Consider the following 9,584-nt stretch of genomic DNA (forward strand, 5'->3'; position numbering starts at 1 on the left):
CTCCTTCGTGTGCGTCCAGGTTGGAGGACGCCGCCGTGCGCGGCATCTCGAACCGCCGCCGGCACACACGGCAAACCGGGGGGAGGCCGAAGGGGAAAAGGTGTCGCGGAGGGGTTCCCTGCGTAGGGTCGACGTCGTACGTCGTCACACGCTGGGGGCGCCATGGTTCTCGACCTCATGCTGATCGCACTGGCCATCACCCTCGATCCGCTGCCCCTGATGGCGTTCGCGCTCGTGGTGTCCTCCGCCCGGGGCGTGTGGAAGGGCCTCGCGTTCATCCTGGCGTGGCTGGCCTGCTTCGTCGCGGTGATCGCCGCCGTCCTCCTGCTGACCGGCGGCGAGCCCCTGCCACCGCGTTCCCCGCCGGGCGTGGCCGGACTCGCCGTGAAGCTGGCCATCGGCATCGGGCTCGTGTTCTACGGGTTGCACCGCCGCCGCCTGATGCGGGAGGGCGCTGCGGCTCCGGCGGGCGCTGCGGCACCCCCCGGCCCGGACGCGCCCGAAGAGGGGGCCGCGGAGGAGGCTGCAAACAGGGCCGCGGACAGGGCCGACGAGGTGGCCGAGGGCCTGGACGGGAGTTCGGTCTGGGCGTCGGCGGGCCTGGCCGTGCTCGTCCAGCCCTGGGGCATGGTGGCGGCCGGTGCGACGACCGTGCTGGAGGCGGACACCTCGCACGCGTCCACCTTCGCGGCCCTCTTCGGCTTCTGCCTCCTCGCGACCGCGAGCCTGCTGGCCGCCGAGCTGTACCTCGTGTTCGCACCCGAGCGGGCCCAGGCCCGGCTGCTGCGTCTGCGCGGATGGCTGAAGGGCCACGCGCAGCAGGCGATCGTCGTCATCTGCCTGGTGCTCGGCCTGTACCTGACCGGCAAGAGCCTCTACCAGCTGAGCGGCTGACCACCCGGCGCGCCTGCCGTCCGGCCCACCCGGCAGGCGGGGTTCCGGATGTGCGAACGTGCGGGCGCGGTGCTGGAATGGGCGTAGGCGATGTCCGCTCCGGCCCCTGTGCACCGGAGCCCGGCGCCCATGGACCGGCGGCCGGCTCGACGTCCCTCCTTCCCCCAGCCCGACAGGAGCAGCCATGAGCAGCGAGGCCGAGGAATCGTTCGGGATCGGCGACATCGACGACATGGGCCCCGTGGACTATGCCGTGATCGAGTTCCCGGGCAACCGGATGACGGGCCGGGGGCTCCCCCTCCTCGTCGATCTCGTCGACCGCGGCATCATCCGGATCTTCGACCTGGTCTTCGTCCGCAAGGACCTGGACGGCTCGGTGACGGCCGTCGAGCTCCAGGACTTCGGCTCGGAGGTCGACCTGTCGGTCTTCGAGGGAGCTTCGTCCGGTCTGCTGGACCAGAGCGACATCGACGACGCCGGCGGCGCCCTGGAGCCGGGGAACTCGGCGGGGATCATCGTGTACGAGAACACGTGGGCGGCGCCGTTCGCCCGTGAACTGCGGCGCGGAGGCGCCCAGCTCGTGGCGGCCGGCCGGATTCCCGTCCAGGCGCTGCTCGCGTCGCTGGACGCCGTGGAGGTCCCGCCCGACGACGCGTGAGGTCGGCCTCGGCCCCGTTCGCACCCGATTCCCCGCACCCTGGAGATGAGCACCATGCCCGGACTTCTTCGCGGAGTCGCCCGTACCGCCGTCGTCGCCGGCACCGCCACCGCCGTGTCCAACCGGGTGTCCCGGCGGCAGGCCGGCCGCTGGGCCCAGCAGGAGAGCGCGCAGCCTGCCGCGGCCGAAGCCCCTCCGCCGCCTCCGCCCGCCGCGGCCCCGGCCCCGGCCGCGGACGACATGACCGCCAAGATCGACCAGCTCAAGCAGCTCAGCACCCTGAAGGACCAGGGCGTGCTGACCGAAGAGGAATTCGCCGAACAGAAGCGTCGGATCCTCGGCTGACCGAGTACCCGGCACCGGACGCACCGGTGAGGGACGGGGGACGGGAAGGAACGGCCCCATGACGCAGCCGACGCAGCCGAGCCCGCCTCCGCAACCCGGCCGGCCCGGCACGCCCCCGGGCCCCGCTCCGCCCGTACCGGCCGGAGCGGCACGGCCCGGCGAGGCCCAGAAGCTCCGCGAGCTGCTCAGGACTCCCGGCTACCTGAAGACGCTGCTGTTCTGCGGGCTCATCGGCATCCCGGTCTCGCTGGCCGCGTTCTGGTTCCTCGCCGGGCTCCAGCAGTTGGAGCGCCTGGTGTGGACCGACCTCCCCCACGCCCTCGGCCACGACTCCCCGCCCTGGTGGCTGCCGCTGCCGCTGCTGCTCGTCTCGGGCATCTGCGTGGGGCAGATCGTCACCCGGTTCCCTGGGGCGGGCGGGCACATCCCCGCCTCCGGTCTGCACCCTGGCGGTGCCACGGCCGCCGCCCTGCCCGGCGTGGTGCTCGCGGCCGCGTTCAGTCTTCCGCTCGGCGCCACCCTGGGCCCCGAGGCCCCGCTCATCGCGCTGGGCGGCGGCCTCGCGATAGCGTTCCGGCACCTCACCGGTACACCGGAAACACCGTTGAGCACCTCGCTGCTGGGCGCGGCCGGATCCGCGGCCGCGATCTCCGCCATCTTCGGGAATCCGCTGATCGCCGCGATCCTGCTGATGGAGGTGGCGGGCGTGGGGGGACTCCAGCTGTTCGCCATCATGCTGCCCGCACTGCTCGCGAGCGGCATCGGGTCGCTCGTCTTCACCGGCTTCGGCCGGTGGACCGGCCTGGGCACCGGCACGCTGAAGCTGAAGGCCGGCGTGGACTTCCCCCGCCTGGACACCGGTGACGTGGTGTGGGGGATCCTGATCGGCGCGGTCGTCGCCGCCGCCATGACCCTCGTCCAGCGCGGCGGGCGGATGGCCGCCGTCCGCGTCGCCGGACGGCCCCTGACCATGACGGCCCTCTGCGGGCTCGCCGCCGGTGTCTGCGCCGCCGCCTACGCCCTGGGCACCGGCCGGTCCCCCGTGGACGTGGCCTCCTCGGGCCAGGCCACGCTGGCCGAGCTGGCCAAGGATCCGCACGCCTGGGGGGTGGGCGCGCTGATCGCCGTCCTCCTGTGCAAGGGCGCCGCCTTCTCGCTGTGCCTGGGCAGCCTGCGCGGCGGCCCCATCTTCCCGTCGCTGTTCCTCGGCGCCGCGGCGGGCGTCCTCCTCTCCCCCCTGCCCGGACTGGGCGTCGCCGCCGGACTGGCCGCCGGGCTGGCCGCCACGACCACGGCCGCGCTGCGCCTGCCGGTCAGCAGTGTGCTGCTGGTGGTCCTGGTGCTGGGGAGCACCGCGATGATGCCGGTGGCGATCCTGTCCGCCGTCGTCGCCTTCGTGACCTCCGGGCTCCTGCCGGCCGGGCCCGAAATCCCGCCGGTCGGCCGCACGGCCCGGGCCGCCGCTCCCCCTCCCGACGCAACCCCCGCGCCGCCGGCCGCGTAGCCGCCGCGCGATCGCCGTACCCGCCCCGGTTGCGGCGCGCACCGCCGCCGGCGCGGGCGCCGCACCCGTGCGGGCGTGCAGACTGCGGGTATGGCGACTCTGAACGGCTCCCCCGCCCCCCTCGCGGCCCTGCAGGCCCTCGCACTCACCAACTACGGGCATTTCACCACCATGGCGGTGGAGGACGGGGCGGTGCGGGGGCTGGCACTGCACCTCGCCCGGCTGGTCGACGACTGCCGTGCGGTGTTCGGGGCGGAACTGGATCCCGAATGGGTGCGGGAGTGCGTACGCGGGGAAGCCGGCGGGCGGGCCGGGACGTTCATGGTGCGGGTCACGGTCTTCGACCCGGAGCTGGACCTGACGGCCCCGGACCGCGCGGGCCGGCCGTCCGTGCTGGTGACCACCCGGACCGCGCCGGGCGCCGGGCGTCCGCTGCCCGCGCTGCGCGTGCAGCGGCTGGCCTTCCACCGCGAGGCGCCGTCGGTGAAACACGTGGCGCTGTTCGGGCAGTTGCGGCTGCGGCGCGCGGCCCGGCTCGCCGGGTTCGACGACGTGCTGTTCACCGGGGTGGACGGGCTGGTCTCCGAGGGCTGCACGTGGAACATCGGCTTCGTCGACGAGGCCGGGAGCGTGGTCTGGCCGCAGGCCGAAGTGCTCCCCGGGATCACGATGCGGCTGCTCCGGGCCGGCGGGGACGGGCATCTCAGCGCCCCGGTGACGGACGGCCGACTGCGGTCGATGCGGGCGGCGTTCGCGACGAGCACGGGCATCGGCGTACGGGCGGTGGCGGCGGTCGACGACATCGTGTTCCGCACGGACGACCCGGTGGTCGGCGCGCTGCGCGAGGCCTATGCGGCCGTTCCGCCGGACCGCCTGTAGGGAGCCGGTTCCCGGGAGGCACCCGCAGGACCGGTCCGGTGCGCTGCGGCGGTCGGCAGACCGGGGGTGCCGAGCGGTCTGTGCCACACGATGCGCCGGCGTACGGCGTCGAGGTCGGCCTGGAGCGGACTGGGCGGCACGGCCAGGACCGGGCAGGGGGCGTGGGCCAGGCAGTACCGGGCCACCGAGGGCCGCAGGGCGCGCAGCAGCGGCCGCCGCGAGCCGGTACCGAGGACGAGCAGGTCGTCGGCGTCGCGGACCGCCTCCAGCAGTGCGGCGCCCGGGGTGCCCCGGACGGCCAGTCCGGTCAGCGGCACGCCGGGCGCGCCCGAGCCGAAGGCGCTGCGCAACGCGTCCTCCAGCCGCGCCACCGCCGCGTCCCTCCCGGCGGCGAGCAGCGGCGTACCTCCCTGGCCGCGCCGGGCGCCCGGTCCGTCCAGCGGCGGCTGCCAGGCCAGTACGACCCACAGCTCCGCTGCGCGGGCGCGGGCCTCGTCCCGTGCCCGGTGCAACGCCGTGAGGCTGCCCAGGGATCCGCCCGTACCCGCCACGATTCGTCCTGGCACCGTTCCGCCTTCCCGCTCGGTTTCCGCGTGCCTCCATGGAACGGTGGCGCGGGGGCACCGGGCGGTCGCGCTGACGGTCCTCTGACGCCGGGGCCGCAGACCCTGACGGGCTCCTGACGCCGCGGGGCCCCCGGGCGCCCGCCCCCCCGCGCCCGCCCCCCCCCCGCCGCCCGCCCCCCCCGCGGCGGCGGCCCGGGCCTGCCGGGTCCACGCGGCCAGCGCCCGTACCCGGGCGGCGGCGTCGGCGAGCCGCTCCTCGGGCAGGGCGCCCTCCCGTACGGCCGCCACGAGGGCGTCGCGCAGCCGCAGCACGGTGGCCTCGTCGGCGAGCCCGCCGCCGACGCAGATGGCGTCGGCGCCGGCCGCGAGGGCGAGCACCGAGCCGCGCTCGATGCCGTACGTCCCGGCGATGGCGTTCATCTCCATGCCGTCGGTGACGATCAGGCCCTCGTAGCCGAGCTCCTTGCGCAGCAGACCGGTCAGGATCTGCGGGCTGAGCGTGGCCGGACGGGTCGGGTCGAGGGCGGGCACGAGGATGTGCGCGCTCATCACGGCCTTGCTGCCGGCCTCGATGGCGGCCTTGAACGGGACGAGCTCGCGGGCCTGGAGGGTGTCGAGGTCCACGTCGATGCGGGGCAGGGCGTGGTGCGAGTCGACGTTGGTGTCGCCGTGGCCCGGGAAGTGCTTGGTGCAGGCCGCGACGCCGGCGGCCTGGAGGCCCTCGACGTACGCGGCGGTGTGCCGGGCGGCGAGGTGGGTGTCGGCGCCGAAGGACCGGACGCCGATGACGGGGTTGTCCGGGTTGGAGTTGACGTCGGCGGACGGGGCCCAGTTGAGGTTGACCCCGCACTCGGCGAGGCGGCGGCCCAGCTCGCGGGCGACGTCCCGGGTGAGGGCGGTGTCGTCGACCGCGCCGAGGGCCAGGTTGCCGGGGAAGGAGGAGCCTTCGCGGACCTCCAGGCGGGTGACGTCGCCGCCCTCCTCGTCGATGGCGACGAGGACGTCGTCCCGCTCGGCGCGCAACCGGGCGGTGAGTGCGGTGAGCTGCTCGGGCGAGGCGATGTTGCGGCCGAAGAGGCCGACGGCGGTGAGGCCTTCGCCGATCCGGCGGAGCAGCCACGCGGGGGCGGTGGTGCCCTCGAAGCCGGGCTGGAGGACGGCGAGGGCGTCCCGGTGGAGGCGGTCGTCCGAGGAGGACGCGGTGGTGCGGTGCGCAAGGACAGTCATGGGCCGTTATCCCTTCACGGCGCCGGCGGTCATGCCGCCGACGGCCTTGCGCTGGAGGAAGACGAAGATCACCAGGACCGGGACCGCGAACAGCGAGGAGGCGGCCATGGTGGCGCCCCAGTCGTTGCCGAAGGCGGTCTGGAACTGGGTCAGCCACAGGGGCAGGGTCTGCGCGGTCTTGTCCTTGTTGAGGATGAGGACCATCGCGAACTCGTTCCAGGCGGTGATGAAACCGAAGAGCGAGGTGGACATCAGGCCGGGGGCCAGCAGCGGGAAGATCACCTTGCGGAAGGCCTGGCCGCGGGTGCAGCCGTCGATCTGGGCGGCCTCCTCCAGGGTCACCGGGACGGCGGCGATGAAACCGCGCAGGGTCCAGATGGTGAAGGGCAGGACCATCACGAAGTAGATCGCGGTCAGCAGCGGGAGGCTGTTCAGCATGTCGGCGTCGCGGGCGATCATGTACATCGCGATGACCATGACCTCCCAGGGGGCCATCTGCGCCATCATCACGCCGAGCACCAGGCCCTTGCGGCCCTTGAACTTCATCCGGGCGATGGCGAAGCTCGCCGCGAGGGCCACGGCCAGGGCCAGGACGACGGCGCCGACGGTGACGAGCAGGCTGTTCTGCACGTACGTCCAGAACAGGTCGACGCCGGTGGCCTTGGTGAAGTTGTCGAGCGTCGGGGTGAAGACGAAGACGGGGTCCTTGGAGAGGATCTGCCCGGACGGCTTGAGGGCCGAGGAGAACATCCAGTAGACCGGGAAGACGAAGACCACGGCGAGGACGAGGGCGCCCAGGTTCTTCGCGACGGCGGCGGGGCGCAGCGGGCGGCGCGTGCGCAGCCGCCGGGCGGGCCTCGGTGCGGCGGCTGCGGGCTTCGGCGCGGTGGTGGTGCTCACTGCTCCTCCTCCTGCTTCAGGATCAGGCGGAAGTAGAAGGACATGACGATCACGAGCATGACGATCGTCAGGACGGAGATCGCTGCCGCGAGGGCGTAGTGGCCCTGGCTCTGGCCCTCGACGAAGGCGAAGACGGGCAGGGTCTCGGAGGCGCGGTCGGGGCCGCCGCGGTTCATCGCGTACACCTGGGTGAAGGCCTTGAAGACCCAGATCACTTCGAGGAACGTGGTGACGAGGAAGAACGGCTTGAGGTTGGGGAAGACGACCTGCCAGAACGTCTGCCAGCCGTTCGCGCCGTCCATCCGTGCGGCCTCGTACAGCTCGCCGCTGACGGTGGTCAGGCCGGCGTACATGTTGAGGGCGACGAACGGGACGGAGCCCCAGACCACCAGGACGGTGACGATGACCAGGGTGGAGAGGCCGGACTCGAACCAGTTGTGCTGCTCGTAGCCGGAGAAGCCGACGGTGCGCATGACCCAGTTCATGACGCCGAACTGCTCGTCGAACAGCCACTGGAAGACGGTGACGGACGCGACGATCGGCATGGCCCAGGCCATCACCAGGGCCATCGACAGGACCAGCCGCATCCAGGTGCCCAGGCGGTTCAGCAGGATCCCGAGGAGGCTGCCGATCAGCATGATGAGGGCGACGTTGGCCGCGGTGAAGGCGAAGGTGCGGGCGACGACGGTCCAGAAGTGGGAGTCGCCCAGCAGCTGGGTGTAGTTCCCGACCCCGTTGAAGGGTGCCTTCCGCTGGATGAACTCGATCTTGTCGACCTTCTGGAACGACAGGATCACGTTCTTGGCCAGCGGGTACAGCAGCAGCGTGGCCAGGCTGAGGACCGCGGGCCCGATCAGGAGGTACGGCAGCCAGCCCGAGGGGAGCGGCTTTCTGCCCCGGCGGGGAGCCGACGGGGTGCTCCCGGTGGTCTTGGGCGGCGGCTGGCGCCGTCCGGCGGACTTCGGTGGTGCGTCCTGTGGAGCGGTCACCGCTCCCTGGGAGTGCACGGTCATGTCTTGGTTACCTCGGCTGCGGTCGGGCGTCGCACGGGTCGGTCATGCGCGACCGGGGGTGCGGCGGGCGCCTGGGCGCCGTCCGCACCCCCGGTGCTGCGTGCTACTTGTTGATGCGGTTCGCGATTTCCTTGTCCGCGTCCGCGCCCGCCTTGGCGGCGTCCTCGCCCTTCAGGACCTTGGTCATGAATTCCTTGAGCGGGTTGGGCTCGGTCTCGACGTTCGCCCAGCCCGGGGTGACCGGGGTGATGCGGCCGTTGACGCCGGCCTTGCCCATCGCCTCGGCGAAGGAGCCCGCGGCGGGGGCGAAGTTCGCGCCGGCCTGGTTGGGCAGCAGCGCGCCCTTGACCTCGGCGGCGTACTTCGTCATCTGGTCCTTGCCGGCGGCGAGGGCCAGCCACTCCTTGGCGAGCTCCTTGTTCTTGGAGCGCTCGGCGACGGCGAGGTTCGAGCCGCCGAGGAAGACGGTGCCCGGCTTGTCCGCGGTCTTGCCCGGGATCGGGAAGTAGCCGAAGTCGGCTTCCTTGCCCGCGTCCTTCAGGGCCTTCTCCGCACCGCCGGCCTCCCAGCCGAGACCGATCCAGGAGGCGACGCCGCCCTTGGGGACGATGTCGGTGGACTGCTGCGGGGTGGCCTCGTCCTTGTCCTTCGGGGCGGTGGAGTAGGCCTGGAGCTTCTTGTAGAAGTCCATTGCGGAGGCGGCCTGGGGCGTGCCGAGGCTGCCCTTCCACTTGTCGCCGTCCTTGACGGCGAGTTCGCCGCCCTCGTCCCAGATGAAGCCGGCGAGGACGTACCAGCTCTGGCCCGGGAGGTAGATCGGCTGCGTGGAGGGGTCGGCGGCCTTCAGCTTGTCGAGGCCGGCGATCCACTCGTCGCGGGTGGTCGGCGGGGTGACGCCGGCCTTGGCGAAGGCGTTCTTGTCGTAGACGACGACGCGGTTGGCCGCGTACCAGGGGGCGGAGTAGAGCTTGCCGTCGTACTCGGCCGAGGCGAGCATGCCCTTCTGCCAGGCGTCGGCGCCGAGCTTGGCCTTGTCCTTGGTGAGGTCGGCGAGGCCGCCGGTGACGGCGTAGCCGGCGGTCTGGGTGTTGCCGAGTTCGAGGACGTCCGGCGGGGTGTTCTCGGAGAGGGCCGTGGTGACCTTTTCCTGGATGCCCTTCCACTGCTGCTCTTCGACCTTTACCGTGACACCCGGGTGCTTGGCCGAAAACTCGGCGTTGACCGCGTCGATCCAGGCCTTGGGTGCGGAGCCGTCCATCACCCAGACGGTGATCTCCTTGGCGCCGCCCGCGTCGGTCTTCCCCTTGTCGTCGCCGCCGTTGCCGCACGCCGCGACACCGACCATCATGCCCGCGACACTGACCGCCGCGATGAGCTTGCGCTTCACGCCACCCTCCTCAGGGATGCTGCCTGCACCTTCCCTCGCCCGCCGCGGTGACATGCACCAAGTACTGCCCTGGGGCCGGGATCTGATCCATATTGGTTTAGACCAGTAACCGGAGCTTGGCCTAGACCTTTAGGGGTGTCAAGGGTCTAATGAGCGGGCGAGGGGGGGGGGGGGCGGAGGCCCCCCCGGGGGGGGGGGGGGGGGGGGAGAC

Annotated in this window: 9 protein-coding genes; 5 read left to right on the top strand and 4 right to left on the bottom strand. The window is 72.6% G+C overall.

Annotated features, from left to right (window positions below):
• Positions 1 to 162 precede the first annotated feature (162 nt).
• The 5 genes from ACFXA3_RS09015 to ACFXA3_RS09035 all read left to right on the top strand — a co-directional run bounded on the left by ACFXA3_RS09015 (position 163) and on the right by ACFXA3_RS09035 (position 4,280).
• Entirely contained in the window at positions 163 to 894 is a 732-nt protein-coding gene (locus ACFXA3_RS09015) for a GAP family protein (RefSeq protein ID WP_385184019.1), read from the top strand.
• A 184-nt stretch (positions 895 to 1,078) separates the two neighbouring features.
• Positions 1,079 to 1,552 carry a DUF6325 family protein gene (locus ACFXA3_RS09020; RefSeq protein ID WP_385184022.1) on the top strand — a complete coding sequence of 158 codons (474 nt, stop codon included), beginning with the start codon at positions 1,079 to 1,081 and terminating at the stop codon, positions 1,550 to 1,552.
• A 54-nt stretch (positions 1,553 to 1,606) separates the two neighbouring features.
• Complete coding sequence (locus ACFXA3_RS09025; protein ID WP_385184024.1) at positions 1,607 to 1,897, top strand: SHOCT domain-containing protein; 291 nt, start codon at positions 1,607 to 1,609, stop codon at positions 1,895 to 1,897.
• A gap of 58 nt (positions 1,898 to 1,955) precedes the next feature.
• Positions 1,956 to 3,401, top strand: coding sequence for a chloride channel protein (locus ACFXA3_RS09030; RefSeq protein ID WP_385184027.1), 1,446 nt, complete (start codon positions 1,956 to 1,958; stop codon positions 3,399 to 3,401).
• A 90-nt stretch (positions 3,402 to 3,491) separates the two neighbouring features.
• Positions 3,492 to 4,280, top strand: a complete 789-nt coding sequence (locus tag ACFXA3_RS09035; protein WP_385184030.1) for an aminotransferase class IV — start codon at positions 3,492 to 3,494, stop codon at positions 4,278 to 4,280.
• On the opposite strand, the gene ACFXA3_RS09040 is transcribed toward ACFXA3_RS09035, so the two are convergent.
• The 4 genes from ACFXA3_RS09040 to ACFXA3_RS09055 all read right to left on the bottom strand — a co-directional run bounded on the left by ACFXA3_RS09040 (position 4,250) and on the right by ACFXA3_RS09055 (position 9,373).
• Positions 4,250 to 6,073 carry a glycoside hydrolase family 3 N-terminal domain-containing protein gene (locus tag ACFXA3_RS09040; RefSeq protein WP_385184033.1) on the bottom strand — a complete coding sequence of 608 codons (1,824 nt, stop codon included), beginning with the start codon at positions 6,071 to 6,073 and terminating at the stop codon, positions 4,250 to 4,252. The two genes, ACFXA3_RS09035 and ACFXA3_RS09040, sit on opposite strands and share 31 nt — an antisense overlap.
• Positions 6,074 to 6,079: 6 nt before the next feature.
• The gene (locus tag ACFXA3_RS09045) at positions 6,080 to 6,916 is read right to left on the bottom strand and encodes a carbohydrate ABC transporter permease (protein ID WP_385184062.1); all 837 of its coding nucleotides are present in this window, start codon (positions 6,914 to 6,916) and stop codon (positions 6,080 to 6,082) included.
• Between the two features lie 53 nt (positions 6,917 to 6,969).
• Entirely contained in the window at positions 6,970 to 7,986 is a 1,017-nt protein-coding gene (locus ACFXA3_RS09050) for a carbohydrate ABC transporter permease (RefSeq protein ID WP_385184035.1), read from the bottom strand.
• 103 nt (positions 7,987 to 8,089) lie between these two features.
• Entirely contained in the window at positions 8,090 to 9,373 is a 1,284-nt protein-coding gene (locus ACFXA3_RS09055; RefSeq protein WP_385184037.1) for an extracellular solute-binding protein, read from the bottom strand.
• Positions 9,374 to 9,584: the final 211 nt, after the last annotated feature.

It is taken from the genome of Streptomyces sp. NPDC059456 (assembly GCF_042750055.1).
Lineage (GTDB): Bacteria > Actinomycetota > Actinomycetes > Streptomycetales > Streptomycetaceae > Streptomyces.